Here is a 26,421-nt window from a genome sequence, read left to right as displayed (position 1 = left end):
ACCTCAAAATAAATTTATGCTGATTGTTTTTGCTTTAGGTTCGTGTTCGCTGTTGAGGCGGAGCTTTGACATCGGAATTGCTGCACTGGATGCGCACTAGGTAAGCGGTCTCCTTGCTGAAACAGCTTGTGTCTGAAACTGCCTTGTTCATATTCAGTTTTATAGCGTCCGCGCTGCTGTAATTCAGGAATCACTAATTGGATAAAATCCTGATGCGATTCCGGTGTCACCGTGCGGGTCAGGTTGAAGCCATCAATACCGGTTTCATCAATGAGCTGAATCAGTTTTTCTGCTATCGTGGCACCGCTGCCAACAATTAGTGGATAACGCCCACCTAACACATGCTGAGCTTTTAGGTCATTGGGTGTGATCTGCTGCTCTTTAAATTTGTCATTAACCGTCGCAATACTATTGGTCTTCTTGTAAGGAATTGGTTCATCATCAGCAAATTTGGACAGGTCAATGCCAACTGAGCTGGAATAATGTGCAAGACCTGCTTCAGGGCTGGCATAAGCACGGTATTCATCCAGCTTTTGCTGCGCCAGTTCATCTGTTTCTGCAGTGACCACGGTAATGCCGACAAAAATCTTGATCGCTTCAGGATCACGGCCTTGTTCAGTGGCCTGACGACGAATCTGATCCACCTGTTTCTTGATCTTGTCCGGATGGTCACCGCCAATAAACATGCCTTCTGCATGCTGAGTGGCGAAAGCCATACCACGCGGTGAAGCACCAGCCTGAAACAGCACTGGCGTACGTTGAACAGAAGGGGAAACCTGGAATATACCCTGGCTGCGATAGAATTGGCCCTGATGGTTAACCTGATGCACCTTGGCTGGTTCAGTAAAGATGCGCTGCTGCTTGTCTTTCAGTACGGCATCATCTTCCCAAGAGCCTTCCCAGAATTTGTAGCACAGCTGCAAAAACTCTTCGGCTTGTTCATAACGCAGGTCATGGTCTTTTAAGCCGTTCTCACCAATCAGGCGCTGTGCACTGTCTAAATAACCAGTGACAATATTCCAGCCGATACGGCCATGGGTCAGGTGATCCAGACTGGCAAAACGACGGGCGAACTGATAAGGCGACTCATAGCTGAGATTGACTGTTATACCAAAACCGAGATTCTCAGTGACTGCTGCCATAGCAGATACCAGCGTACTTGGGTCATGGCTTGGTAACTGAATCGATTCTCTTAGAGTCAGGTCAATACTATTCTGATAGACGTCATAGACCCCAGTAATGTCGGCAATAAACAGACCATCAAATAGGCCTTTTTCTAAAGTTTTCGCCAGATCAGTCCAGTAGCTGAGCTCATTAAAGCGATGCGATTCATCACGAGGATGAGTCCACAAGCCGTGATTGATATGCCCCACGCAATTCATATCAAAGGCATTCAGCAAGATTTTTTTTGCTTTTGGATTAGTCGTTGTAATTGTCATTACAATGTCCCCCGGCGTGGAGGCAGAACACCATTCAGTAAATAATTGGCAATAAAATAATATTTCCAGCGTGAAGCATCATGCAGGGTATGCACGCGGGCATTACGCCAGAAACGATCCAAGCCATCTTCACGCTGGCTACCACGGCTACCGGCCAGTTCAATCAGTTTGGATGATGCTTTTAAGGCGGTTTCACTACTGTGTGCACGGGCCTTAGCTACATCTAGAGAGGCTTTGGCAACACTAGATTCAGTTGGATCAGCTTTAGCTGCATCTACAGAGCGGGCGGCCTGTTTCAGTAACACTTCAGAAGCACGCACATCAGCCACGACGCGACCGAGTTCAAGTTTGGTCAGCGGATCATCGGTGGCCTTGTCCACACCAGAATCAATCCACGGACGCGCCTGACGTACACGGTCCAAGGTTTCCTCAAATGCAGCACGGGCAATGCCGGTTTCAATGGAGGCATGTAGCAATTGTGCGAAAGGACCGGAAATGGTTGGGCGGGAATAGGCCGTATCAAAACGTACCACATCTTCCTCAAGCACCTGCACGTTGTCGAATTTCACCGTGCCACTGCCAGTGGTACGCTGACCAAAACCGCTCCAGTCATCAATCAGGGTCAGACCTTCACTGTCACGTGGGACAAAGGCCAGGAATTGCTGTTCGCTTTCATGCACGACCAGTGTCGGAATGCGGTGCGCAAACAGGCTGCCGGTGCAATAGAATTTTTCGCCGTTAATGACATAACCTTGCTCGGTTTTGCGAATCGCAGTTTGGCGCTGTGCAGCAGTCTTGGTCTTGAATTCAGCTAGGGCATTACCAAAACGAGCACCTTTTAAGACTTCGGCATAGAGTTTCTGTTTTTGTTCCTCCGTGCCGTTATTGCGCAGGATTTCGAGACCATAGAAATGGTTTTGCGGAATCTGACCGATTGATCCATCCACACCGCTCATTAGGGCAATGACTTGTGCCACCGTATAGCTAGACACTTCTGCACCACCATATTCTTTAGGTACAGTAATCGCCCAGAGTCCGGACTGGCTATAAGCCTCGATTTCTTCGAAAGGCAGAATACGTTCAGCATCACGTTGTACTGAATTAATCTTGAACTGCTCTGCCAGATTATGGGCAATTTCTAGTGCTTCTTCATCAGATTTGATGATGTGCGCATGTGCCAGCTGTTCTGACTGCAATGGACTAATGTTTTGAAATGAAGTCATGGCAAATATCCTTAAATCCAGGCGTGGCGGGCAGGGAGTTTATGATTTAGGTAATAATCCCCAAGTGCATGCAGCTTCCAGCGGATCGGGTCATGCAAGGTATGCACACGGGCATTACGCCAATGCTGATCCAGATTGTGCTGACTGAGGCTGGAGCGACTTCCACCCAATTCCAGTAATTTTTCCGAGATATGTAGCGCAGCATCGTTGGCATAGACCTTGGCTTCAGCCACTAGAATTGAGGCTTTGGCTGCCTGCTCATCAGTCACAGATTCCAGCTGATCCAGTTCATCCAGATATTCAGCGGCTTCATCCAGCAGTAAAATCGCGGCATCGAGCAGCACAGAAGATTTGCCAACTTCCTGCAGGGTATAATGTTCTAAGCTGGCTTTTTCGACTTGAGCATCGACAATTGGACGTGCTTTTTGTACGGCAGTCAGCGTATCGGCAAAAGCAGCTTCGGCAATGCCGACATCAATCGCGACCTGCATCAATTGGGAATAGGCACCGCGGTAGCTTGGTTGATTTCCTAACAGACGCTCATCAAAAATCAATACCGGATCAACTTCGACATGCTGAAGTTTGACGGTACCACTCGAAGTCGTGCGTTGACCAAAGCCATTCCAATTGTCGATCACTTCCACACCTTCAGCATTGCGGTCGACAATGGTTAGTACTACATGGCCTTCTGGATGAATCGCTTTAATCGCTAACCAGTGCGCGAAGCTACTACCAGTTGAATAGAATTTCTCGCCATCCACAAAATAGCGGCTATTTTCAAATGTTAAAGTGGTGGTAAGCGTCTTGGTATCTTTGGTATTGCGCTCTGGACCGCCATTCGCCAGACGCTTACCTTTTAGAATTTCGTTATAAATAAACTGTTTTTGTTCTTCTGTGCCCATGATCTCGATCATGTTGAGTAATGCGATCTGGTTCTGCGGAATTTGCCCGACACTTGAGTCAGCCTTATTAATAATCCGGAATACATGAGCCAGGGTTTTATTGGCAACAAATGCACCGCCGTACTGTTTCGGAATACGCATGCCGCCCAGGCCTTTCTGGCTGAACAGGTCAATCTCAGCAAAAGGTAATAGACGTTGCTGATCACGCTGATTACGGCCTTCCAGGGCAAAGTCTGCAACCTGATAAGCAGCATTAATCGCGTCGAGATCATTTTCGATGATATGAACTTTTTCAGAAGTTAAACGAGACATAATGACATCCTAAATCGATGCCAAAACGTTACAGCGAAAGCTTTATGTAATTAAGCAATTGCTTTTGCAAAGCTTATAAAAAAAGCTCTTTAAGATAAAAACTGCTAGATTCTTATAAATTTGGAATATAGTAACTGATTAAAATTAAATAGATTTTGAATAATTTCTTAATTTTAATAGATGTTTTTAAAGCAGTGCATATCTGCTTTATAGATAATCAAGACAAAAAAATGTATAAAAATACTCATCGTCGTGCTGAATAAGCAACATCTTTATTTTGAATAAAAAGTTCATTGTATTTCCAGGCTAGGGTGACTAAAGTATCCGACTAAATTAGATGGTTTTAATGCGATCTAACCTAAAAACAAGCATGGAGAATTTATGCGCATCTTATACCAGTTTCCACTTTCTCATTTTTGTGAAAAGGCACGCTGGATGCTGGATTACAAAGAGCTGGAATATGTCGCGCAAAACCTCATGCCGGGTGCCCATCGTGCCTTTGCCCGCCTGAAAACTGGACAAAACCGTTTACCGATTCTGCGTGATCAGGAACGGTGGATTGCGGATTCGACCAAAATCGCTCTATATCTGGATGAGCAATATCCTGAACACCGTCTGCTACCTGCAGAAGCAAGCTTGCGTCAGCAGGCACTAGATATTGATGAAATCACCCAAGAATTAGGCCGCCATGTGCGTCGCTGGATGCTGGCTCAGGCTTTATCGCATGACCATGAATCGATGGATATTCTGATTGGAGAAAAAGGCTATCTGCGCCAGTTTGAAAAATTCTCCAAGCCATTGCTAAAGACCATTTTGACCAAGGGTTATGCCTTGACTGAAGAAACACTGGAACAGTCCAAACAATTTATCAAGGATTCGGTTGAGCAGCTTAATCAGATCCGTATGGAAAAAGAAGGACCTTATCTCGTCGGTTCGCGTTTCTCTCTGGCCGATATTGCTGTCTGTTCGATTCTGGCCCCTCTATTGGCTATTCCGGGAACGCCGTGGGAGAGGGAAAGCTTTGAATCGATGTCGGATGAATACCGGGAATATCAAAGTCATCTGGCTGAGTTGCCATTAGGACAATATATTCAAAAGATGTATCGTAATGAGCGCAATGCCCGTGTTGATTGGCGCGGTGTATAAAATTAAAAATGAAATAAAAAAACGCGCATAAAGCGCGTTTTTTTATGAGATTAGAATTAACTCCAAGGGCTAGTTTGATCAATATCACTTGTTTTACTGAAGCCACTGAGCAGTGAGCTAAACTCAAACTTCGGCAGGGAACTACCACTTGAGATATTGGTAATAGTTTCTTTAATGGTTGGGAGGATTTCAGTAATGCTGATATGCGTAGCCGTATCAGTATTACTAATGCCGGAAATCAATTCGCTAAGATCAGGCAGTTGTAGGGACGAGTTGTTACCGACTAAATTGCCAAGACTATCCGTGAATGCATCCAAACCTAAACCCTCTAAGCTTGGCACGCCAGAACCGAGTGACCCGAGCAGGTCGCCAATTTCAGGAAACTGAACACCATCCAGAAGATCCGAGAATTGACCTTCGCTATCAATCAGCGCAATCACTGGTTTTAGTGCTGTAATCACATTGTTGAGGTCGCTGGATAAGGTGAGCAGTAATGGGTTATTCACAAAATCCAGCACCACTTGTACGCCATTCAAGACATCGTAAAGAGAATTCACGATTTCTGCCTGATCAGCGTCAAGAACGTCACTATTCGCTAATAGATTCAACAGTGGATTGATGCCTTTTAGTACATCCGCGATGGTGTCTGGCACATTACCTGAACCTGCAGAACTGATTGCAGATACCAATGTAGTCACACTACCAACCACTGTTGGTAAAACTTGGGTAAGTTGATCCATATCAATGGATGAGTTACCTGTATCAATCGATGCAAGCAGTGGCATCAGGCTTTGCGTTACAGTTTGCGCAATGGTGCCCGTATCGATATTGCCTGAATTGCTGATTAGACCACTGAGCAAATTGGTAATAGCACCGATATCAAGGTCACTGCTTGCATTGCTCATTAGGTTACTGGCTAACAGATTGACTGAACTGGTATCTAAACTACCTGTTGAGCCACCGATCAATCCGCTGATCAAGTCAACAATTGCACCGATGTCGAGATCACTAGCGGCATTGCCACTGATGAGACCACCGACTAGGTTGGCAATTTGACCAATATCTACATCGCCAAGTCCGCCAGAACCACCAATTAAGTCACTAACCAGTTCAGCAATTTGTGCGATATCAATATCGCCACCTTGAATGAGACCACTGACGATACCGACGATGGCACCAATGTCTGTTCCACCAAGACCACCAGTACCTCCAATCAGGCCACTCAGCAGTTGAGTGATTTGGGTAAGATCAAGGTCGCCACCTTGCAATAAGTTGCCAGCCAGTTCAGCAATTTTACCGAGGTCTACATTGCTAGTACTGCCACCCATTAATCCACTGACCAATTTGATAACTGCATTTAAATCCAGGGTTGATGTATTACCACCCATTAAACTGCCAAGCAGATTGCTGATTGAACCTATGTCAAAACCGCCACCATTGGCTTTCGTTAATTGGCTAATTAAACTGTTGATATCAAGTTTAGAAGCATTTGAGCCTGTAAATTGGCTAATTAAATCAGTGAGGGAACTGGAATTTAAACTTTTGCCAGAAAGCAGGCTGTTTAAGAGAGAATCTAGGGAAGGGGTAGAGGGGGTAGAACCTGTAATAGAACCAATAATGCCAGAAAGACTGCCACCCAATAAACCACCAAGTAAACTCGTATTTTGTATCTCTGTCGTGAGCACTGGACTGAGTTTAGTTTTAATTGAACTAAGAATACTAAAAGCCATAACCGTTCCTTGCGAATTTTTATCTTGTTATGTTTGTTGTGTGTTTTAGATAAACCGCTCAATTCTTATTCAATTTCTATACAAGTGTAAATCTAAGTTGGATTAATCATGCTTTGAAAATCCAGTTATCAGCGCCATAGGTTTTATTCATAAATAGTTTAGTGATAAATAAGAATGATTTATTTAAAAGCGACGTTTATCGAAAATTTGTTTTATACAACGAATGACCATAAACATGGTTTAAAACTGGTCATTGAGAGGGGTCTGGCATTTTTTTTCAAATAACTGGTAATTTATGAAAAATTTATCAATACTATCAGCAAAACAATGATGTATTTGAATAAAATGGCAAGAGATTAAAGATGGAATTAGATCGTTTTGATAAGCACATTCTTGAAATTTTGACCCATGAAGATGTCAATCTGAATGAACTCTCGGAGAGAGTAAATTTATCTGTGAGTTCGGTACACCGCAGGATCAAGCATTTGATCGATCATAATATTATCAGTGGCTTGAAGCGCGAGATTAATTATCAAAAATTGGGCTTTAGCCTGCATGTGCTGTTGCAGGTTTCCTTAAGCAAGCATGATAGCGATACTTTTGCCAAATTTTTAGAAGAATTAGAAAATATTCCGGAAGTCATTAACGCTTTCCTGGTGACAGGACAGTCTGCGGATTTTATTGTCGAAGTTGTGGCACGTGATATGGAAAATTATAGTCAGATTCTATTAAGCCGAATCGGCAAGATCGAGCATGTCGTAGCACTGCATTCCAGCTTTGTGATCAAGGAATATAATGTTTTTAACTGTAGTGGTCTTTTAAATAAGGTTTAAAATTCCAGGCATTTTTTAACACATATAAAAAACGCACCCGAAGGTGCGTTTTGATCTCATAGAAGATTAGGCATCGAGTTGCGCTAAAACTTCATCAGAGAATTCAACGTTGGTATAAACGTTTTGAACATCGTCTAGGTCTTCAAGCATATCGATCATTTTCATGATTTTTTTCGCTTGGTCGATATCTGTGATTTCAGCTTTGGTAGACGGGCTCATCACCACTTCAGCGTTATCAGATTTTAAACCTGCAGCAGCTAAAGCATCTTGTACTGTACCGAAGCTTTCAGGCGTAGTGATCACCAGGATTTCATCTTCATCCACTTCGATGTCTTCAGCACCCGCTTCAAGCGCCACTTCCATGATTTGATCTTCTAAAGACACATCTTCAAAAGTAATTTCGCCACGTTTAGTGAATAGGAAGGATACTGAACCGTTGGTACCGAGGTTACCATCAGTTTTAGTAAAGCAGTGACGTACATCAGGAACCGTACGGTTCAGGTTATCTGTCATGGTTTCAACAATAACCGCAACGCCGCCTACGCCATAACCTTCATAGGTTACTTCTTTCAGATCATCGTTATCTTCACCACCGGCACCACGCTGAATTGCACGGTTGATCACATCACGTGTCATGTTTACAGATAATGCTTTTTCTACAACAGCACGTAGACGAGGATTACTACCCGCATCAGCGCCACCGAGTTTGGCAGCAGTTGTTAATTCACGAATGTATTTGGTAAACAACTTACCACGACTGGCATCTTGTTTTGCTTTACGATGCTTAATATTGGCCCACTTGGAATGACCCGCCATGCGAAATATGCTCCTTGTAGATTGGCTGTATGCCTATCGAATTGCGCCGATTCTACCATAAGCTCTTTTTTTGAAAAAAGAGTCTGGATTTGAGATTTAATGATAATGCCAAAAAAATAGGCAATAAAATAGAAAGGCAAAGCAATAAATGTAAATAAAAACTTAAGAAAATACCTAAATAAGAAAAGGGCAGAAGAAACATTATTCTCAAGCCCTTTTATGGAAAGTTTATTCCGGGATAATAATATCCAGACCAACATTCTCTTTATAGAGCTGCTTGATTAAAGCCAGATCATGCGCGAGATCAGTCGGGTAGATTTTGCCAAAAATCCCGCCTTGCTTGGTCTTGGAATTGGCGTACATAAGCACAATTGGCACATTGGCAGCTTTGGCAATATGCCAGAAACCGGTACGGATCGGTTTACGCGCTTCACCATTTTTGGCACGGGTGGCTTCAGGTGCGATCACCAGATTGAATTTTTCATTATTCTGAAAATGTTCAACCATTACGCTGACAATATCTTTATTGGCTTTACGGTCGACCGCGATACCACCCATGGCTTCCAGAATTGGTTTCATTGGGCCTTTGAACAGTTCTTTCTTGATCAGGGTATGAATTTTGATGTCATACATTTTAAAGAGTGCCAAAGATAGAACTGCATCCATCATGGATGTATGTTCAAATCCGACAATGACCTGTTTATCTTCGAGTACATCGGGTTCGACATGATATTGCCAACCGGCAAGTTTAAATGCAGATTCGCCAATAAATTTGTTTAGCATAAGTAGAAAGAAATAAGAGCTAACGGTATGAACTGCATAATTTCTTCCTGTTCTTATTCACAGTCAATAGGCTTTATTTCAAATTCATTAATAATATGAAAAATCCAAGATCAAAAAAGTATATTAAATAATTTTTTAAGACCTGAAAGATATAAATAAATGCTTAATAATCCTTAGTATATATCATCTTATATAAAATAAGTCTTAAAATGATGAAAAAATGACTATCCAGCACAAATTTTAGTTATTAGACTTTTGTCGAAGAAAAGAAGAAATTGTGTCTTTTCTATTTTCTGGTCATTTTCTCTCTGAGATTGAAACCTATGACGTATATTACAGCTTTCATGTTCTCAATGCTCCTTTTAGCACTGGTTATTGTATGGTCTTTAATCGAAATCTATATGGATTTGCGTAAAGACGAGAAATTGGAATCGGAATTTTAGTCTTTATAAATTTTTAAAGAATATCTTTTGTGATTATATTTCTATACATAATAGTTGGTATTTTTATTGATTATGGTTATATTGAGACGTAAAAGCGATTAATTTATTGGTTTGATATTCGAATAATTAGCGTGCTCTCTTTATTTTAGATAGAAAATATAGATGTCATATTAGGCTTTTGCTAGCTTAACTTAGACTGAAGTCTTAAATCCTAAGCAGGGCAGTTATTAAGGATAAAAAATGATTGCTGGCTAAGTGTGCAAGCAGAAAGAAAAGTACTTGTTTTTTGATCTAATCTTGGCTAGTATTCAATGCGCCTGAACTAGTTGAAATATAACAAATTCAGTCTATATAGGGCCTATAGCTCAGTTGGTTAGAGCAGCGGACTCATAATCCGTTGGTCGACAGTTCAAGTCTGTCTGGGCCCACCAAATACATCAAGCATCTAGGAGCAATACTCTTAGGTGCTTTTTTATTTTTTGAATTCATTTAAGCACTATCTATCTTCAAAAATAACTAAAATTTCAATCTCTTATCATAAGGTAGGCTTTTAGTAGGTGGGATTCTTTTATCGTTCATTGAATACTTAAATCACGGTGAGGGTCACCGATAATAAGATGAATGGTAGAAGGAATCGAACCATGGCTTTTAAGAATATTGCAGATCAAACAAACGGTTTTTATATCCCTTGTGTTTCACTTTTCGGTCCAGGCTGTGCCAAAGAAATTGGCGTTAAAGCACAAAATTTAGGTGCCAAGAAAGCTCTGATTGTGACCGATGAAGGCTTATACAAATTTGGTGTCGCAGATACCATCGCAAATTATTTAAAAGAGGCTGGTGTTGACAGCCATATCTTCCCAGGTGCAGAACCAAACCCAACAGATATTAACGTTCATAATGGCGTACAAGTCTACAATGACAACGGCTGCGATTTTATTGTATCACTCGGTGGCGGTTCTTCACATGACTGTGCCAAAGGTATTGGCCTGGTGACTGCCGGTGGTGGTCATATCCGCGACTATGAAGGTATTGATAAAAGTACTGTGCCTATGACACCGCTTATTGCAGTCAATACCACAGCGGGTACAGCGTCGGAAATGACACGCTTCTGTATCATTACCAATACCGATACCCATGTCAAAATGGCAATTGTGGATTGGCGTTGTACACCATTGATCGCGATCGATGATCCTAAATTGATGATTGCCAAGCCAGCGGGCTTAACTGCCGCGACTGGTATGGATGCCTTAACCCATGCGGTAGAAGCGTATGTTTCTACGGCAGCCAATCCGATTACGGATGCCTGTGCAGAAAAGGCCATTACCATGATCAGTGAATGGCTGAGTCAGGCAGTAGCAAATGGTGAAAATATTGAAGCACGTGATGCTATGAGCTATGCACAGTATCTGGCAGGCATGGCATTCAACAATGCATCACTCGGATATGTGCATGCGATGGCACACCAGCTGGGTGGTTTCTATAACCTGCCACATGGTGTATGTAATGCGATTTTGCTACCGCACGTATGCGAATTTAACTTGATTGCCTGTCCGGATCGCTATGCAAAAATTGCCCAGTTGATGGGTGTAAATACTGAAGGATTAACTGTGACTGAAGCAGCTTATGCAGCGATTGATGCCATTCGCCAGCTTTCAGCTTCAATTGGAATTCCATCTGGTCTGAAAGGCTTAGGGGTTAAAGAGGAAGACCTTGCCATTATGGCAGAAAATGCGCAAAAGGATGCCTGTATGCTGACCAACCCGCGTAAGGCTAGCCATGCACAAGTCGTAGAGATTTTTAAAGCGGCGCTGTAAGCCTCTATGTAAGTTGATTCTCTCCACTCGGCAGACTTACATTTTATGCAACCCTGTTCGCACTTCTTAGTGAAGTGCGCCAAGATAAACGTATCCCCATGCGATATTCTTGGCTGATCCTTACACCCTTGATAAGGATATAGAGCAGGCGTTGCTCTTTTTTTTTTTGCCTAAATTTTTGCTTTCAAAAAATATATTTGGGCAGTTAATTCATCAGGGTATAGCTTATTAAAATTAACTGAATGAACTCGATAATAATAAAATACTGGAATGAGCAGAGTATTGCTAAAAGCTTATTCGTAGCATGAGCTAAATCAATAAAATGTTATAATAAAAAATTATAATTCTAAAGTAGTTAAATGCTTTTTATATTTTTATAAGTTGGAATCTTCTCAATGGAAGATAGCCGTAATTATCTTGCTAACAAGAAGCCAAACAAGAAATGATCTGATTTTTAAATATCCTGAAATTTAAGCAGGGTTTGATGTGCTGGATGACCTTTTGGCATCAGTTCAATCAGACGTTCAACCGCATCAATTGCTTCAGGAAAACGTGCTACATGTTTCAGCAGCACATCAGTTTCATTGGCTTTGAAAATAGCATCACTGAGACGTGATTCCAGACAATCCCGCCATGCACATAAAAATGGGCTTTCAGTTTTTGCCAGAAAAACTCCAGTATAAAGTTTTAAGGCTGAATCGATATAACCTGCATCTAAAGACTGTTCGGTTTGCAGGAAGTCTGCTTCAACATGCGCCAGCAATCGATAAGGGCGCGAACCAAGCATACCGCCCAGAATATCTCGTAACTGTGACATTTCAGCTTTTAGCGTACCCATGCTGACTTTACGTTCGCCATAAAGTGCCTGATGCAGGCGATCCAGACTTAAACCTTGTGGGAATAAAGCCAGAATAGCGAGAATTTCAGTCTGGCGTGGGGTTATGGTCAGGGTTTTACCATTAAAAATGACCTGCGGGACAGAAAAGGCACGAATATATAAACGCTGTTTTTGCGATTCCAGTAAAGCAGATTGAATGATGGATGCACAACGTTCGGCTGCTAATAGCCCTAAGCTATTATGTTTTTGCCAGTGGGTGGACAGATCAATAACCCCTAGAATCTGTTTGGAATAAGGATCAATAATGGGGGAGGCATAACAGACTAGATCCTGCACGGAAGGCATGTAATGTTCGCTGGAAAACACGCAGCTCGATTGTTGGGTTTTGATCGACAGGGCAAGGGCATTGGTCCCGACCAGTTCCTCACGCCACTGACCGCCTTCAACTAAGTGAATATTATCAGCAATTGTGCGCAATTCAGGGCAGGAGGCCCGCCATAGTACCGTACTGCCAATATCTCCAACGGCCAAAACCATAGAGGACTGTTCGGCAATATGCCTCAAACTTTCAGCACAATGTTCCAAGGCATGACTTAAAGCCGAAGAAGTGCTGATTTGTTTTATATCTGTTAATGGGGCAGCCAGACGATTTTTGGGAATCTCGGCTAAAGAAGAGCGTTGCCAGGAGCTAACGATGCTCTGTTCGAGTTGTGCTGCATGTGAAGGCGATAAACTGCTGCTTTGACGAAGCTGATCAATTTTTTGCCTTTGTTGTATCAAGCTCTGTTCTGTCATCATTCCTTATTCTCACAATAATTCATGATTTACATCCAAATGTAATTATTATTGTTTTTATGAGGAATCAAAAGAAATGTAAATCGGTTGAGTGCCAACCTTTCTCCAACCTTATAACGCGTATGTTAACTAAATAGAGTACGGATGTACCTTATACCAAAGCTGTAGATGCAGCATTTTTAAAGATTAAAATAAGCAAAGGAAATACATATGCGTTATATCGATCCGAACCAGCCTGGCTCAAAAGTTCATTTCAAAGCCCAGTATGACAACTTTATTGGTGGGCAATGGGTGCCGCCAGTCAAAGGCGAATACTTTGATAATATTTCTCCTGTAGATGGCAAGCTGTTTACCAAAGTGCCACGTTCTAGCGTGGAAGATATTGAACTGGCGCTGGATGCTGCGCATAAAGCTAAAGCACAATGGAATAAATCATCTCCAACGACTCGCTCTAACATTCTGCTCAAAATTGCTGATCGTCTCGAAGCCAATCTGGAACTGCTGGCGGTGGCTGAAACCTGGGACAATGGCAAGCCAATCCGTGAAACCCTGGCTGCTGATATTCCTTTAGCGATTGATCACTTCCGCTATTTCGCCGGCTGTATCCGTGCGCAAGAAGGCGGCATTTCTGAGATTGATGAAGATACCATTGCCTACCATTTCCATGAGCCTTTAGGTGTGGTTGGTCAGATCATTCCATGGAACTTCCCGATCTTGATGGCAGCATGGAAATTGGCACCGGCTTTGGCCGCAGGCAATTGTATCGTTCTGAAACCGGCAGAGCAGACCCCGGTCAGTATTCTGGTACTGGCTGAACTGATTCAGGACCTGTTACCTGAAGGTGTATTAAACATCGTGAATGGCTATGGTGTTGAAGTCGGCCGTCCACTGGCTGTGAATCCGCGTATTGCCAAAATTGCCTTCACTGGTTCGACTGCTGTAGGTCAGCAAATCATGCAATATGCCACTGAAAATATTATTCCGGTGACACTGGAACTTGGTGGTAAATCACCAAATATTTTCTTTGAAGATGTCATGGCGCAGCAGGATGATTATCTGGAAAAAGCACTGGAAGGTTTCACCATGTTTGCCTTGAACCAAGGGGAAATCTGTACCTGTCCATCACGTGCTTTGGTCCAGGAAAGTATTGCTGATCAGTTCCTGGAACTGGCAATCGATCGGGTTAAACGTATTAAAACTGGTCATCCACTCGATACTGAAACCATGATTGGTGCGCAGGCATCGCAGGAACAGCAGGACAAGATTCTGGGGTGTATTGCAACAGGTCGCGGCGAAGGTGCAGAAGTGCTTGTTGGTGGCGGTGTACGTCAGGAAGTCGGGCAAGGCTTCTACATTGAACCGACCATCTTTAAAGGCACCAATAATATGCGTACCTTCCAGGAAGAAATTTTTGGGCCGGTACTGGCAGTAACCACCTTTAAAGATTTTGATGATGCCATCAAGATTGCCAACGATACGATTTATGGCCTAGGTGCTGGTGTCTGGTCACGTTCGGCACATACCTCGTATCGCGCTGGCCGTGCCATTGAAGCGGGTCGTGTCTGGACCAACTGCTATCATATCTATCCGGCCCATGCAGCCTTTGGTGGTTACAAGAAATCTGGGATCGGTCGTGAAAACCACAAGATGATGCTGGATCATTACCAGCAGACCAAAAACCTGTTGGTGAGTTATTCAACCAAGCCAGCTGGTTTCTTCTAAATAAAAGCAAAAAAGCGAACTTCGGTTCGCTTTTTTTATAGTAGAGAATCTTTAATAAGTGGTATTTGAGATATAGATCACAGATGCTAATTAAAAGCATGAATCAATTGAAATTTAACTTTATCGGAAAGTTGAAAAAATGAATGAAATAGGTTTTACATTTTGAAAAATTCTGGTTATAAGTTAGAGGTGGTTTTTATCCAGAACAACAAATCGACACTCAGGAAGGGTGCCTAAAGAAGCGTATTTTAAAAATGATGAAACGGGAGTTTTATAATGCTTCAACTACTGAAAAAACTATTCTGCTTGCACATTTATGAATACCAGCAAATGGAGGAAATTGGGGCAGATTGGGAATGCCGCAAATGTGGTACCCAAAGAGATTAAAAAATACTGCAAGAAAAAGTGAGCGATATGCTCACTTTTTTATATCCATTATATTTAATCTAAACTCATATCCATTAAAATCATTACCAGTACCACATGATGAGAAGGCTTAAATGAGCAAAGATTTCCATGCCAAAACCTATATTGTAGATGAAAATCTGGCTGACACTTTACACTGGTTAAGCCTGCATCAGGACTGTTATGACTCTTTTAGTTTTGATGCACTGACGCAGGAACTGGTCGTACATCATGCCAATGGAACAGACCAGATCCGGATCGGTGATTATCTCAATGCCAGTTATGGCATTTTAATTACTGCGCATAACTTTTCAGCATCTTGAATTATTTCAATTAACTTGCCATTGCATCAGTCGCCAATGCGCGGATGCTTGGCTTTGGTTGTTCTGCTACCAGTCCCAATTTTTCAAAGAGCTGTTGGTCACGACCTTTGGCTGTATTTGGAGTCGTTAGAAGTTTTTCGCCTGAGAAAATTGAGTTGGCGCCTGCCATAAATGCCAATGCCTGATCTGAGTCAGTCAGTGATTCACGGCCTGCCGAAAGACGAATATAACTTTTTGGCATCAGAATGCGGGCCACTGCAATAGTTCGAATCCATTCAATCACATCCAGTTTTTCAACATCTGCCATCGGTGTGCCTTCGATTGGCACCAGCATATTGATAGGCACAGATTCCGGATGAATTGGAAGGGTAGAAAGCTCAAACAATAAACCGATCCGGTCATTACGACTTTCACCTAAGCCGACAATGCCACCACTACACACTTTTAAACCCGCTTGACGCACATGATCCAGTGTATCCAATCGGTCATCAAAACTGCGAGTACTGATAATATGTGAATAGTATTCACGTGACGTATCCAGATTGTGATTGTAATAATCCAGTCCTGCATCTTTCAGGCGTTCTGCCTGTGAGGCATTCAGCATGCCTAAAGTCATACAGGTTTCGAGTCCCAGTGCTTTGACTTCACGTACCATGTCCAATACATAAGGCATATCACGTTCATGCGGATTACGCCATGCTGCTCCCATACAGAAACGTGAACTGCCAGAGGCAAGAGCTTCTTTTGCTTCCTGAATTACTTTTTCTACTGCGATTCGTTTTTCCGCTTCGAGTTTGGAGTCATAATGTGCGGACTGAGAACAGTATTTGCAATCTTCTGGGCATTTACCGGTTTTAATAGAGAGCAGGGTACTGACCTGAACGGCATTGGCATCAAAATATTGACGATGAACCTGTTGAGCCTGAAAGAGCAAATCCATTAAAGGTTGTTGATACAGGGCCTCAATTTCTGCACGAGACCAATCATTACGTATCGGATCAATACTGTTCATCTGTCCATCCTTGTTCATATTTATTTATCAGGCTCCATCTTAAGTAAAAGTATCGCCATCTTCATTAGCAAAATATGACCTTATAGAAAAAACAAAACCCACACAAGGTGAGCTTTGTAGTTGAACTCTTGATCGGAGTTTATTCACGATGATTTCCGTGAATATTCTGGTTTTGTAAATCACTACGATGTTGCTTGTTTAATACACGTTCATCTTGTTCGTGCTGGTTATTTTTTGGAGAGTCAAGCGGGCCATGTTGTGACTGCTGCTGTTGCTGTTGTTGCTGCTTCTGGTGTTGATGTTGCAACTCTTCAAGCTGTTCCTGATTTTGATGTTGTGTATCAGATGACTTTTGCATATCCACCTCCGGCTTTATTTCTATTCTTTTTCCTTTATGCCATAGCTTGCACAGTAACTGTGTAAGGCTTTGACGAGAAAATGTGAACCGAAGTAAAAATTGAAAATTACCGGGATTTTGCCAGTTGTTCCTGTATGGCCCAGTCAATATGAACTTGTACAATCTCATCATGTTGATTCTGCTGAGCTTGTAATGCCTGGACAATCTGTGGATCAAAAGGCGCATTACCCAAGCCGATCGCAATATTGCGCATAAAGCTCTGATAGCCGGTACGGCGTAATGGACTGCCTTCAGTTGAGCTTAAAAATGTAGCTTCATCCCATTGCCAGAGATCCAGTAAACTCACTTGATCCAGTCCATGTCGGGGGTGAAAATCTTCAATATTAGTTTTTTGAGCAAAGCTGTTCCACGGACAAATCAACTGACAATCATCGCAACCGAAGACCCGGTTACCAATCCCTCGACGTAACTCCTCTGGAATGATCCCTTTATACTCAATGGTTAAATAAGCAATACAGCGACGTGCATCCAGCATATACGGTTCAACAATAGCCTGTGTCGGACAAATATCAATACAGGCTGTGCATGAACCACAATGTTTGCTTGCAGGCTCATCAAAGGGCAGTTCCAGTGAGCTAAACAGCTCACCTAAAACAAAGAAAGACCCGGATTTTTTATGGATTAATAAAGTATGTTTACCGGTCCAGCCCATGCCCGCACTTTCGGCCAGGGATTTTTCAAATACAGGAGCAGAGTCTGCAAAGGGGCGGGATTCAAATTCACCGACTTTTTCCCGAATTTTAGAAGCCAGCATTTTTAGGCGCCCGCGCATGGTCTTATGATAGTCACGACCACGGGCATAACGGGCAATAATCGCAGAATTTGGTGCATAGGGCACTAGACGCGGTTCTGGAAGATCGACCAGATAATCCATTCGTACACAGATCACGGATTTGGTATTGGGAATAAGCAGTGTGGGATCGGCACGTTTTTCCAGATTTTCTTCCAAAAACTTCATATCACCGTGATAGCCGCGGTCTAAATATTCCTGCAAGCGGACTAATTCTGCTTGAGCATCCGGTTGGGCAATGACACAATCAGAAAAACCCAGTTCTCGTGCCTGCGCTTTGATCCACGCTTTCAGTTCATGGGGATCTTGTTGATAAACTTGGATTTGCGCTTGGGAATCGGGTGTTGTCATAAACCAGAAACAGGAAATAAGAAATGCAGCAGCAAGTTTATCATAGCCGCGATATACAAGCATGGGAGCAGCGCTGGTTTGGCAAGCAAAATAGTTCTTATGGTTTGATGCAACAGGTGGCATGGTCGATTGCGCAGCGACTCATCCCTTTGTTGGAACAACAGCAATTGACCCGAATCGCTGTGTGTTGCGGTCAGGGTAATAATGCCGGTGATGGTTATCTGATAGGTAAATATTTAAAACAGGCCGGTTTTGAAATAGATATTTATGCAGAAGAACCTGGCTCATCACAGGATCTGACTCAAGCAATCCGGGAAACTCAGCAAATCGGTATACCCACTTATTCAGGTTTTAATTTTCAGAAACAATATGATGTCTATATTGATGCCTTATTTGGGATCGGCTTGAACCGTGATCTAAATGAAAATTGGCAACAGATTATTCAAAGCATTAATGCCCAGCAAGGTCTTAAAATTGCAGTGGATATTCCAAGCGGACTGCATGCCAATACAGGCCAGTCTTTGCCGGTTGCCATTAAGGCAGATCATAGTTTTACTGTTTTAGGTTTAAAGGCGGGACTATTTACCGGACGAGGCAAAGAATATGCCGGCAAGGTAGAGGTCATCTCGGTTATTCCTCCCGATGCTGAACTTGTGCCGATAGCTCAAATTTCCTCGACTCAAATTCATCTGCCTAAACGTGAAGCTTTTGGACATAAGGGCAGTTATGGGCATGTGCTCGTAATTGGGGGGCATGCCGATATGGGCGGTGCGGTCATTATGGCAGCTGAGGCAGCCTTTGCTGCCGGTGCAGGTAAGGTCACTGTGGTTTGTGATGCCAAACATCATACTGCCATTTTGTCACGTGCTCCGAATATCATGCTGCGTGATATTAATGCGCTAGATGCTGAGCAACGCCAAGCTTTAGTTCGTCATGTGGATGCTGTCTGTTTTGGTATGGGGTTAGGACGAGATACTTGCGCTGAACAGCAATATAAATACTGGTTTGACCTGATTCAGCAATCAGAACTGGAGACAGTTCTCGATGCAGACGCTTTGTGGTTTCTGGCAAAATCACAACAAAAGTTGAATGCCCATACTTATGCAACACCACATCCGGGTGAAGCGGCTACTTTGTTAGAAATGAAAGCATCAGAAGTCGAAGCAGATCGTAATCAGGCAATTCAACAGCTCCAGCAAAAATATCAGGGACAATGGGTGCTCAAAGGTTCAGGTAGCCTGATTTTAGAAGATGCTCTTTTCATCTGTACCGCAGGCAATGCCGGTATGGGAACCGGAGGAATGGGAGATGTACTTGCTGGCATGATCGCAAGTTTGAAAGCCCAATTTAAAGATGCCATTCATTTACATGAGATCGTAACTTTGCACGCACTTGCAGGCGATTTGCTGGCGAAAAAAGGTGAACGCGGCTTGCAGGCGCAAGATATGAAATATGCCATTTACCAGGTCGTGAATCACTAAGGACAATAAAAATGCAGGCCATTCATTTAATCATTCAGGGTAAAGTGCAGGGCGTGGGCTACCGTCGCTGGTTTGAACAACAAGCAATTCAATTAGGTTTAAAGGGTTTTGTACGTAATCTGGAAACAGGCGAAGTTGAGGCTATCATTATGGGGAAGGAAGCGATTGTTCGGGAAATGATCCAGCTCAGCAGAACTGGACCACAACGTGCAGAAGTCACTGCAATTCATCAGCAGAAATTGACTCTTCAGGACGCTGATTTTCAGGATTTTAAAGTATTAACTGAAGACTAACGACGACGGGTGCTGACCCGGCTGCGTCCGCGTGCCATACCGCCTAAGGCATTCAATACGGCCATTTTACTCATGCTGCCTGAAGCATGAGCATGACAAATCGCAGCAGCAAGTGCATCGGCAGCATCTTGTTGCGGTTTGATTGTCAGGTTCAAAATACGCATAACCATCATCTGAACCTGTTCTTTGTCTGCAGCGCCATAGCCCACAACAGACTGTTTGATCTGCCGTGCCGTATATTCGGCAACTTTCAGATCCAGATTCACCAAGGCAGCCACTGCGGCACCACGTGCCTGACCCAGTTTGAGAGCAGAATCCGGATTTTGTGCCATAAACACCTGTTCCACCGCAGCCTCGGTCGGGCCGTAAAATTTGACAATCCGTTCGACACCAGCAAAGATTCGTTTTAAACGTTCAGGCATTTCCGCTGTTTCAGTTCTAATCGTTCCTGCATCAACAAAAGTGAGTTTTGAACCTTCTTTTTGGATGATACCGTAACCTGTTAGACGCGAACCGGGATCAATCCCAATAATTAATGACATGCCTGCACTTTAAAAATAAAATAATGCCCATATTGTTACATAAGCGTATCAAAAAAGCTTGATCCTGATGAAGCAGTTGATTACAGCATCCTAATATTTATTTTACTGAGATTAGATTAATTTTCATGAAATTATTTCTTATTATCCTGGCCGGCTTAGTCCTCGAAGTATTTGTATGGATTGGCGTGGGTGACCTTGTCGGGAGCATGTGGTACGTATTTTTCTGGTTCGTAGCGGCCTTCTTTATCGGTATGAACCTGATCCGGAAATATTCGGCCGGTGTAATGCCACAAATGCAGCAAATGCAGATGGGACAGATGAGTGCAGATCCGGCATTATCGAATAATTTACCTAAGATCTTAGCCGGCTTTTTTCTGCTGATTCCTGGTTTAATTAGTGATGTGCTTGCGGTATTAATGCTGATTCCACCTGTACAACGTGCTTTCCAGGCAGCCATGATGAAAATGATGATGAAACGTCAGCAAGCCATGATGGAAAAAATGATGGGTGGCATGATGGGCGATGTCGGTGGCGGTGCAGGTCAAAACCCGTTTGCTGAAATGATGCGTCAAATGCAGGATATGCAGAACCAGCAGGGTGGTCATGGCGATTCAACCATTATTGATGGTGAAGCTCGTGAAGTGACCCCGGAAGCCAAGAAAATTGAAATGAAAGATGTGAACAAGAAATAAAATCACGCTTTCAATATAAATACTTCAAGCCGAATCTCATGATTCGGCTTTTTTATTGGAACTTTCTAATTTCATTAAACAAAAGTTATAATAGTTTTTTTACCATTTGATCTTTTTTAAATGTCCTTGCTCTTTACCATCTGTTTTCTGCATTTTGTTGCTCAATTAAGCCCGGGTCCTGACATTTTACTTATCGCAAAAAGTGCTGCTTCTACGACACGTATGAATGCCTTAAAGGTGATTGCCGGAATTTCAGCGGGGATCGTGGTTTGGGTGATATTGACGCTAGCTGGCTTTACCGTACTGATCGATCAGTTTCCCTGGATTCAGCAAGTATTGATGGTCATCGGTGGGTTATTTTTGGCCAAAATGGGCTGGGCCATGCTAAAAGGCGGATGGCAAAGTTTTCGGAACAGACATCAAACTCAAGATGATTTAAATACGGTAGAAGCACCAAAAAGTTATTTTATGCAGGGTTTATTGACTAATCTGTCGAATCCTAAAACTCTGATCTATTTCAGTAGCGTATTTTCACTTGCACTGAGTTCATCAGCTTCTGATTATTTAAAAGCGCAACTGGCAGTGATTATTCCGCTGCAAACATTTATTACTTTTACTTTACTGATGCTATTAATCTCCCACCCCAAAATTAAAGAGGCTTACCAGCGATCAGGAAGTTATATCGATATGATTTCAGGCGGATTATTCCTGATTTTTGCAGTCTGGTTATGGTATGACGCACTAGTTCTAATGAACTAAAAATCTTAATTTGATGGAGTGACAGAGGAGTTTTCGTTAGAAAGCTGCTGTGCAGCGGAAGCGTCAGAAACTGGATGATCCTGTTTCTGCACTGGAGACTGATAACGATTCGGTTTAAGGGTGGCCTCAGTATTTTCCGAACCTTGATAACTGCGACTGCGATTGGCACGTTCACGTAAGCCGCCTTTTTTAATTAACTGAACCATTTTCATCTCTCACTGCAAGATGACTTATTGTAATTCAAATTTTCTATTCTGGCAGCGTTTCATATTCAAGTTAAAAACGCATTAAAAAGACCTGATCCAAGTCAGGTCTTGCTGGAGGATAAAAAAATTAGCGCTGACGTTTATTATCTTGTTGTAGCACATCAAATAATGATGACTGAGCTGGCACTTCCTGCTGCTGTGACTGGATATAGACATGCATTACCTTGAATGCGATTGCAGTAACCAAACAGGCCACCAGACATAAAATCCAAAAACCATAAGGGCTACGAATATTATGTGAGCCACAGGCATGACATTCTTTTTGGCCAGCTTCCACAACTTTATCGCAGCACGCACAGTGATATTGATAGTACATTGCTAAGCTCCATTACATTTCTGATATTTTTTTTGTTATCTTTCACGGACTTTTATTTCAGGTCTGCATTTCATGTTAATGATGCAATTAGACGCTGACAAGTCATATAACAAAAAGTTACCCAAGTCTCAGTGAGGAAAACAAATAATAATTGGCTAAGTACATAACATCGTTAGATTATTTCAAGAAAATTCTCTGAAATAATTAACTATGCTATCTATCAATTCATAAGCAATTTTTGAACCAGTACTAGTTAAGCTTAAGAGCAACAAGTATAAAATGGCAAATAGACAGGGCAAGAACTTATATGGCTTAATCTGCCCTACAAAAAAGAATGATATGGAATATATTTTGCTTATTTTTAACTATTCATTGCACTGTATTAAGTCAATAAAAATGTTTAATTTCAATAATTTTTATGAAAGTGCACTATAAACTTAAGGAACAATACTGATCTTATGAAGAAAATATCACTGTTTTTATCATCCTTGCTCTGTATGAGCAGTCTTTATGCCCAATCGGATATTGAAAAGGAAGTTATTGCCCAGTTTCAGCAGGATTTTAATGCGCAAAATTATGCAGCAATTTTTGAAAAGTTTTCACCTGAAGCGAAAAAGGCAATTCCTTTAAATATGTTTGAAAAAGTCTCTAAAGACTTGCAGCAGCAACTAGGCACAATCCAAAGTATTGAGTATATAGAGTCTAAAGGTAAAGAGATTGCAGTCTATAAGGCCAACTTTGAAAAAGATCGTCTGAAACTCAGCATGAGTTTGAATAATGATCAACAGATTTCCAGCCTTTTATTTACACCCTATATTGAATCTACTGCAGCAAATAATAAGACAGTCAATGCTATTCAAGGCTATCCAAAAGCGATTGCAGAGAAAATTTATCAGGCTACTCGTACTTTTCCAGAACAGACTCAAGTGGCTATAGCGGTATTAGATCAAGACCAAACCCATTACTATGGGGTACAGAAGCATAAGGACAAAATCCAGGCCAAGGCCAATAAGGATAAAGTCTTTGCAATTGGTTCTCTGACCAAAGTAATGACATCAACCATATTGGCTGAACTGGTGACACAAAATAAAATTAAACTCGATGACAAAATTAATCCTTATTATGCCTTTCCATTTAAGGACAATATCCAGGTTCGCTTTCAGGATTTAGCCAATCATACGTCTGGACTGCCGCGACTACCGAGTAATTTGGAAGTAGATGATGATAATGATCCATATAAAGAATATGATGCAGCTAAACTGAAAGAATATTTAAAAAATTCCTTAGAGCTTGAACATGCAAATAACAGTGGAAAAGTGCCACATTATTCTAATCTGGCTGTGGCTTTATTGGGGCAGAGCTTGAGTCAATCGCAAAATAAGAATTTTGCTGAGTTACTTAATGAATATGTATTTAAAAAGTATGGGATGAAACATAGCTATACCTCGCTTGATCAAGCAGCTAAGCAACTTGTGCCTGCATTTAATGCTCAAGGAAAAGAAATCACCACTTGGACCTTTGATACCTTTTTACCCGCAGGCGGCGTACTCTCTACAGCTTCAGATTTAACCAGATTTGCACAAGCTCAGTTCGATGCAAAAAATGCGGCAGTACAATTAACTCAGCAAGCAACCACAGAAAAAGCAGGTAGCTACCAATTGGGATTGGGCTGGTTTGTGCGAGAACAGGACAATGGCACTAAAATCATCTGGCATGGTGGGAATACCGCAGGGCATTCTGCTATTTTGATGATTGATTTAAACAAGAAAAAGGCAGTGACGATTTTAGCCAATGTCGCTGCTGTACATCCTGAAATGGGAAATATTGAAAAACTGGCTGCTAAACTCTTACAGGAATAAATCAGCTTTAAGATATAAAAAAGCCCGCATTACGCGAGCTTTTTTAATTCATGAATTTTAAGGATTACTGACCAGAACGGATGATGTAGTCGAAGGCAGATAATGATGCTTTGGCACCTTCACCAGTCGCGATGATGATCTGTTTGTAAGGAACAGTGGTACAGTCACCTGCAGCAAACACACCTTTGACATTGGTTTCGTTGCGCTCGTTAATCACAATCTCACCACGGTTGGTTAATTCAACATCGGTTCCTTTCAGGAAGTCAGTGTTTGGCAACAAACCGATCTGAACGAAGATCCCAGCCAACTCAACAGTATGCTCTTCATCAGTTGCACGGTCTTTGTATTTCAACGCTGTGACTTGTGAACCATCACCGATCACTTCGGTAGAAAGCGCATTTTTGATCACAGTGGTGTTTGGCAAGCTATTCAGTTTGTCCTGCAATACCTGGTCTGCACGAAGTTTGGTATCAAATTCAACCAGCGTTACATGCTCAACAATACCCGCAAGGTCGATCGCAGCTTCTACACCCGAGTTACCGCCACCAATCACTGCCACACGTTTGCCTTTGAACAAAGGACCATCACAGTGTGGGCAGTAAGCCACGCCACGAGTTTTGTATTCCTGTTCACCTGGAACATTCATCTCTCTCCAGCGTGCACCGGTAGACAGAATGACTGTTTTAGATTCAAGTTTGGCACCATTTTCTAAAGTCACTTCTACCAGACCATTGGCTGTGCTATCTGCACCTTTGATGTCAGAAACGCGTTGCAGGTTCATGATGTCAACACCGTATTCACGAACGTGTGCTTCCATCTCAGCAGCAAATTTCGGACCTTGGGTTTTTTGCACTGACGTATAGTTTTCAATGTCCATGGTATCCATCACCTGACCGCCCATGCGTTCAGCCACGATGCCAGTTTTGATGCCTTTACGTGCTGCATAGATCGCTGCAGTATTCCCTGCAGGTCCACCACCAATCACTAGGACATCAAATGCATCTTTGGCATTCAGTTTTTCAGCATCTTTGGCTGCGGCATTGGTATCCAGTTTTGCAATGATTTCTTCCAGTGTCATACGGCCCTGACCGATATGTTCATTGTCCTGGAACACCATCGGTACGGCCATGATTTTGCGTTCTTCCACTTCATCCTGGAAGAAAGCACCATCAATCATGGTTGCAGTCGTACCCGGGTTATAGATAGCAATCAGGTTTAACGCCTGAACCACGTCTGGACAGTTATGACAGCTGAGTGAGACAAATACATCAAAGTCAGATTTGATCCCTAAGCCTTTAATTGATTCCAGAACTTCGGCAGAGACTTTTGGTGCATAGCCTGAAGTTTGCAACAATGCCAGAATCAAAGAAGTAAACTCATGGCCCATCGGCAAGCCTGCAAAGAACACACGAGGCTGTTCACCGGCTTTTGCCACACCAAAGCTTGGTGCACGTTTGTTGGTACCGTCAAAACGGGCAGTCACTAGATCAGAAAGTTGCGCGATTTCCTCAACCAGTTCTTTGATTTTGGCTGATTTGTCAGAGCCATCCAGAGTTGCCACTAATTCAATCGGGCCTTCCAAACGTTCAAGTAGTGTTTTTAATTGAGCTGAAGTATTTTGATCTAACATTGCTAACGTCTCCAAAGGAGTAAGAATTCATTCGATAAGTAGATACTAAGCTAAATCGATAAATAGATAAAATAGTTTGTTTTTATAAATTTGATCGGTTTTGCAAATGTATTGAAAAATTCATGATTCATTTCAAGCTTATATATGGGTGCTTAGCATGAATTTTCAAGTAGTTTAAAGTGTGATTGGTCTTTTTCAGTTAAGATTGGAATTCTGCATTTGAGAGTTGAACGATGAAATTACAACGCGGTATTTATCAACATTATAAGGGTAAACTTTATCAGGTCCTGCATGTGGCAACACATAGTGAAACGGAGGAAAAGCTGGTGGTTTATCAATGTCTTTATGGTGACTATTCGATTTGGGTTCGACCGCTATTCATGTTTACGGAAAGTATTAGTACCAGTGATGATCGTGAAGTAGAACGCTTTAAATTGGTTCAGGCACTTTAATCAATCCATAAAAAATTTATTTATATAATCTCAGGG

Annotated in this window: 25 protein-coding genes and 1 tRNA gene; 12 read left to right on the top strand and 14 right to left on the bottom strand. The window is 42.3% G+C overall.

Translation table 11 applies throughout. The features are described from left to right. Positions 1-14: 14 nt before the first annotated feature. Genes FTV34_RS03270 through FTV34_RS03260 form a run of 3 tightly spaced genes read right to left on the bottom strand, consistent with a single transcriptional unit; the run spans position 15 to position 3,876 of the window. Positions 15-1,439 carry an LLM class flavin-dependent oxidoreductase gene (locus tag FTV34_RS03270; protein ID WP_180068862.1) on the bottom strand — a complete coding sequence of 475 codons (1,425 nt, stop codon included), beginning with the start codon at positions 1,437-1,439 and terminating at the stop codon, positions 15-17. Then, positions 1,439-2,662 (bottom strand): SfnB family sulfur acquisition oxidoreductase, encoded by a 1,224-nt coding sequence (locus FTV34_RS03265; RefSeq protein ID WP_180068860.1) that lies wholly within the window; start codon positions 2,660-2,662, stop codon positions 1,439-1,441. Before FTV34_RS03265 ends, FTV34_RS03270 begins: the two co-directional genes overlap by 1 nt. Before the next feature lie 11 nt (positions 2,663-2,673). Then, positions 2,674-3,876, bottom strand: a complete 1,203-nt coding sequence (locus FTV34_RS03260) for an SfnB family sulfur acquisition oxidoreductase (RefSeq protein WP_180068858.1) — start codon at positions 3,874-3,876, stop codon at positions 2,674-2,676. Between the two features lie 381 nt (positions 3,877-4,257). On the opposite strand from FTV34_RS03260, the gene FTV34_RS03255 reads away from it, so the two are divergent. Next, positions 4,258-5,022: a glutathione S-transferase family protein gene (locus FTV34_RS03255; protein WP_166136146.1), complete on the top strand. Its 765-nt coding sequence runs from the start codon at positions 4,258-4,260 to the stop codon at positions 5,020-5,022. 56 nt (positions 5,023-5,078) lie between these two features. On the opposite strand, the gene FTV34_RS03250 is transcribed toward FTV34_RS03255, so the two are convergent. After that, a complete protein-coding gene (locus FTV34_RS03250) occupies positions 5,079-6,752 on the bottom strand; it encodes a hypothetical protein (protein ID WP_180068856.1) in 1,674 nt (557 codons plus the stop codon). Positions 6,753-7,114: 362 nt separating this feature from the next. Between FTV34_RS03250 and FTV34_RS03245 the strand changes: the two genes are divergently transcribed. Next, positions 7,115-7,585, top strand: a complete 471-nt coding sequence (locus tag FTV34_RS03245; protein ID WP_004784091.1) for an Lrp/AsnC family transcriptional regulator — start codon at positions 7,115-7,117, stop codon at positions 7,583-7,585. A 66-nt stretch (positions 7,586-7,651) separates the two neighbouring features. On the opposite strand, the gene FTV34_RS03240 is transcribed toward FTV34_RS03245, so the two are convergent. Both FTV34_RS03240 and FTV34_RS03235 read right to left on the bottom strand, forming a co-directional pair. Then, on the bottom strand, positions 7,652-8,401 hold the full coding sequence (locus tag FTV34_RS03240) for a YebC/PmpR family DNA-binding transcriptional regulator (protein ID WP_004784089.1): 750 nt from the start codon (positions 8,399-8,401) through the stop codon (positions 7,652-7,654). A 228-nt stretch (positions 8,402-8,629) separates the two neighbouring features. After that, a complete protein-coding gene (locus FTV34_RS03235) occupies positions 8,630-9,184 on the bottom strand; it encodes a 1-acyl-sn-glycerol-3-phosphate acyltransferase (RefSeq protein WP_166136149.1) in 555 nt (184 codons plus the stop codon). Between the two features lie 797 nt (positions 9,185-9,981). Between FTV34_RS03235 and FTV34_RS03230 the strand changes: the two genes are divergently transcribed. Together FTV34_RS03230 and FTV34_RS03225 are read left to right on the top strand one after the other, a co-directional pair. Then, positions 9,982-10,058 (top strand) — tRNA-Ile (locus FTV34_RS03230). A 210-nt stretch (positions 10,059-10,268) separates the two neighbouring features. Beyond that, positions 10,269-11,441 carry an iron-containing alcohol dehydrogenase gene (locus FTV34_RS03225; RefSeq protein ID WP_159123263.1) on the top strand — a complete coding sequence of 391 codons (1,173 nt, stop codon included), beginning with the start codon at positions 10,269-10,271 and terminating at the stop codon, positions 11,439-11,441. A 454-nt stretch (positions 11,442-11,895) separates the two neighbouring features. Here the strand turns inward: FTV34_RS03225 and FTV34_RS03220 are convergent, their stop codons facing one another. After that, a complete protein-coding gene (locus FTV34_RS03220) occupies positions 11,896-13,077 on the bottom strand; it encodes a helix-turn-helix domain-containing protein (protein ID WP_180068854.1) in 1,182 nt (393 codons plus the stop codon). 207 nt (positions 13,078-13,284) lie between these two features. Between FTV34_RS03220 and FTV34_RS03215 the strand changes: the two genes are divergently transcribed. Both FTV34_RS03215 and FTV34_RS03210 read left to right on the top strand, forming a co-directional pair. Beyond that, positions 13,285-14,796, top strand: coding sequence for an aldehyde dehydrogenase family protein (locus tag FTV34_RS03215; protein WP_180014192.1), 1,512 nt, complete (start codon positions 13,285-13,287; stop codon positions 14,794-14,796). A 500-nt stretch (positions 14,797-15,296) separates the two neighbouring features. After that, the gene (locus FTV34_RS03210; RefSeq protein ID WP_125279759.1) at positions 15,297-15,524 is read left to right on the top strand and encodes a hypothetical protein; all 228 of its coding nucleotides are present in this window, start codon (positions 15,297-15,299) and stop codon (positions 15,522-15,524) included. Positions 15,525-15,534: 10 nt separating this feature from the next. Here the strand turns inward: FTV34_RS03210 and bioB are convergent, their stop codons facing one another. The 3 genes from bioB to queG all read right to left on the bottom strand — a co-directional run bounded on the left by bioB (position 15,535) and on the right by queG (position 18,095). Further along, on the bottom strand, positions 15,535-16,536 hold the full coding sequence (bioB, locus tag FTV34_RS03205) for a biotin synthase BioB (protein WP_179993091.1): 1,002 nt from the start codon (positions 16,534-16,536) through the stop codon (positions 15,535-15,537). A gap of 139 nt (positions 16,537-16,675) precedes the next feature. Beyond that, complete coding sequence (locus tag FTV34_RS03200) at positions 16,676-16,894, bottom strand: hypothetical protein (protein WP_180068853.1); 219 nt, start codon at positions 16,892-16,894, stop codon at positions 16,676-16,678. Positions 16,895-17,000: 106 nt separating this feature from the next. Further along, positions 17,001-18,095 carry a tRNA epoxyqueuosine(34) reductase QueG gene (gene queG, locus FTV34_RS03195; protein WP_159124491.1) on the bottom strand — a complete coding sequence of 365 codons (1,095 nt, stop codon included), beginning with the start codon at positions 18,093-18,095 and terminating at the stop codon, positions 17,001-17,003. Positions 18,096-18,118: 23 nt separating this feature from the next. On the opposite strand from queG, the gene FTV34_RS03190 reads away from it, so the two are divergent. Next, on the top strand, positions 18,119-19,576 hold the full coding sequence (locus tag FTV34_RS03190; RefSeq protein WP_180068851.1) for an NAD(P)H-hydrate dehydratase: 1,458 nt from the start codon (positions 18,119-18,121) through the stop codon (positions 19,574-19,576). Positions 19,577-19,587: 11 nt separating this feature from the next. Beyond that, positions 19,588-19,869: an acylphosphatase gene (locus FTV34_RS03185; protein ID WP_180068849.1), complete on the top strand. Its 282-nt coding sequence runs from the start codon at positions 19,588-19,590 to the stop codon at positions 19,867-19,869. Here the strand turns inward: FTV34_RS03185 and ruvC are convergent. Continuing rightward, the gene (gene ruvC / locus FTV34_RS03180) at positions 19,866-20,411 is read right to left on the bottom strand and encodes a crossover junction endodeoxyribonuclease RuvC (RefSeq protein ID WP_004784062.1); all 546 of its coding nucleotides are present in this window, start codon (positions 20,409-20,411) and stop codon (positions 19,866-19,868) included. The two genes, FTV34_RS03185 and ruvC, sit on opposite strands and share 4 nt — an antisense overlap. Positions 20,412-20,536: 125 nt before the next feature. Between ruvC and FTV34_RS03175 the strand changes: the two genes are divergently transcribed. Beyond that, complete coding sequence (locus FTV34_RS03175) at positions 20,537-21,103, top strand: FxsA family protein (protein WP_159124495.1); 567 nt, start codon at positions 20,537-20,539, stop codon at positions 21,101-21,103. Positions 21,104-21,223: 120 nt separating this feature from the next. Next, positions 21,224-21,862, top strand: a complete 639-nt coding sequence (locus tag FTV34_RS03170; protein ID WP_180068847.1) for a LysE family transporter — start codon at positions 21,224-21,226, stop codon at positions 21,860-21,862. Positions 21,863-21,867: 5 nt separating this feature from the next. On the opposite strand, the gene FTV34_RS03165 is transcribed toward FTV34_RS03170, so the two are convergent. Both FTV34_RS03165 and FTV34_RS03160 read right to left on the bottom strand, forming a co-directional pair. Continuing rightward, on the bottom strand, positions 21,868-22,068 hold the full coding sequence (locus FTV34_RS03165) for a hypothetical protein (RefSeq protein ID WP_005236199.1): 201 nt from the start codon (positions 22,066-22,068) through the stop codon (positions 21,868-21,870). Between the two features lie 127 nt (positions 22,069-22,195). Continuing rightward, a complete protein-coding gene (locus FTV34_RS03160) occupies positions 22,196-22,444 on the bottom strand; it encodes a hypothetical protein (protein ID WP_180068845.1) in 249 nt (82 codons plus the stop codon). 458 nt (positions 22,445-22,902) lie between these two features. Between FTV34_RS03160 and FTV34_RS03155 the strand changes: the two genes are divergently transcribed. After that, positions 22,903-24,303, top strand: coding sequence for a serine hydrolase (locus tag FTV34_RS03155; protein WP_180068843.1), 1,401 nt, complete (start codon positions 22,903-22,905; stop codon positions 24,301-24,303). A gap of 64 nt (positions 24,304-24,367) precedes the next feature. Here FTV34_RS03155 and ahpF read toward each other — a convergent pair whose 3' ends face one another. After that, positions 24,368-25,933 carry an alkyl hydroperoxide reductase subunit F gene (gene ahpF / locus FTV34_RS03150; RefSeq protein WP_180011488.1) on the bottom strand — a complete coding sequence of 522 codons (1,566 nt, stop codon included), beginning with the start codon at positions 25,931-25,933 and terminating at the stop codon, positions 24,368-24,370. Positions 25,934-26,166: 233 nt separating this feature from the next. Between ahpF and FTV34_RS03145 the strand changes: the two genes are divergently transcribed. Continuing rightward, positions 26,167-26,385, top strand: coding sequence for a DUF1653 domain-containing protein (locus tag FTV34_RS03145; RefSeq protein ID WP_180068841.1), 219 nt, complete (start codon positions 26,167-26,169; stop codon positions 26,383-26,385). Positions 26,386-26,421: the final 36 nt, after the last annotated feature.

The sequence above is a fragment of the Acinetobacter sp. YH16038 genome, from assembly GCF_013417275.1.
GTDB lineage: Bacteria > Pseudomonadota > Gammaproteobacteria > Pseudomonadales > Moraxellaceae > Acinetobacter.
The sequence above is the reverse complement of the archived record's forward strand: the minus strand, read 5'-3'. Positions and strand labels throughout refer to the sequence as shown.

Bases quoted from the DNA above. Each gene is read 5' to 3' on its own strand.
- FTV34_RS03245 (WP_004784091.1), top strand. From the start codon at position 7,115: ATGGAATTAGATCGTTTTGATAAGCACATTCTTGAAATTTTGACCCAT.
- FTV34_RS03255 (WP_166136146.1), top strand. From the start codon at position 4,258: ATGCGCATCTTATACCAGTTTCCACTTTCTCATTTTTGTGAAAAGGCA.
- FTV34_RS03170 (WP_180068847.1), top strand. From the start codon at position 21,224: ATGTCCTTGCTCTTTACCATCTGTTTTCTGCATTTTGTTGCTCAATTA.
- FTV34_RS03175 (WP_159124495.1), top strand. From the start codon at position 20,537: ATGAAATTATTTCTTATTATCCTGGCCGGCTTAGTCCTCGAAGTATTT.
- FTV34_RS03250 (WP_180068856.1), bottom strand. From the start codon at position 6,752: ATGGCTTTTAGTATTCTTAGTTCAATTAAAACTAAACTCAGTCCAGTG.
- FTV34_RS03210 (WP_125279759.1), top strand. From the start codon at position 15,297: ATGAGCAAAGATTTCCATGCCAAAACCTATATTGTAGATGAAAATCTG.
- FTV34_RS03145 (WP_180068841.1), top strand. From the start codon at position 26,167: ATGAAATTACAACGCGGTATTTATCAACATTATAAGGGTAAACTTTAT.
- ahpF (WP_180011488.1), bottom strand. From the start codon at position 25,933: ATGTTAGATCAAAATACTTCAGCTCAATTAAAAACACTACTTGAACGT.
- FTV34_RS03200 (WP_180068853.1), bottom strand. From the start codon at position 16,894: ATGCAAAAGTCATCTGATACACAACATCAAAATCAGGAACAGCTTGAA.
- FTV34_RS03235 (WP_166136149.1), bottom strand. From the start codon at position 9,184: ATGCTAAACAAATTTATTGGCGAATCTGCATTTAAACTTGCCGGTTGG.
- FTV34_RS03220 (WP_180068854.1), bottom strand. From the start codon at position 13,077: ATGATGACAGAACAGAGCTTGATACAACAAAGGCAAAAAATTGATCAG.
- FTV34_RS03225 (WP_159123263.1), top strand. From the start codon at position 10,269: ATGGCTTTTAAGAATATTGCAGATCAAACAAACGGTTTTTATATCCCT.
- FTV34_RS03260 (WP_180068858.1), bottom strand. From the start codon at position 3,876: ATGTCTCGTTTAACTTCTGAAAAAGTTCATATCATCGAAAATGATCTC.
- FTV34_RS03190 (WP_180068851.1), top strand. From the start codon at position 18,119: ATGCAGCAGCAAGTTTATCATAGCCGCGATATACAAGCATGGGAGCAG.
- queG (WP_159124491.1), bottom strand. From the start codon at position 18,095: ATGACAACACCCGATTCCCAAGCGCAAATCCAAGTTTATCAACAAGAT.
- FTV34_RS03240 (WP_004784089.1), bottom strand. From the start codon at position 8,401: ATGGCGGGTCATTCCAAGTGGGCCAATATTAAGCATCGTAAAGCAAAA.
- bioB (WP_179993091.1), bottom strand. From the start codon at position 16,536: ATGAACAGTATTGATCCGATACGTAATGATTGGTCTCGTGCAGAAATT.
- FTV34_RS03155 (WP_180068843.1), top strand. From the start codon at position 22,903: ATGAAGAAAATATCACTGTTTTTATCATCCTTGCTCTGTATGAGCAGT.
- FTV34_RS03270 (WP_180068862.1), bottom strand. From the start codon at position 1,439: ATGACAATTACAACGACTAATCCAAAAGCAAAAAAAATCTTGCTGAAT.
- FTV34_RS03185 (WP_180068849.1), top strand. From the start codon at position 19,588: ATGCAGGCCATTCATTTAATCATTCAGGGTAAAGTGCAGGGCGTGGGC.
- ruvC (WP_004784062.1), bottom strand. From the start codon at position 20,411: ATGTCATTAATTATTGGGATTGATCCCGGTTCGCGTCTAACAGGTTAC.
- FTV34_RS03215 (WP_180014192.1), top strand. From the start codon at position 13,285: ATGCGTTATATCGATCCGAACCAGCCTGGCTCAAAAGTTCATTTCAAA.
- FTV34_RS03160 (WP_180068845.1), bottom strand. From the start codon at position 22,444: ATGTACTATCAATATCACTGTGCGTGCTGCGATAAAGTTGTGGAAGCT.
- FTV34_RS03265 (WP_180068860.1), bottom strand. From the start codon at position 2,662: ATGACTTCATTTCAAAACATTAGTCCATTGCAGTCAGAACAGCTGGCA.
- FTV34_RS03165 (WP_005236199.1), bottom strand. From the start codon at position 22,068: ATGGTTCAGTTAATTAAAAAAGGCGGCTTACGTGAACGTGCCAATCGC.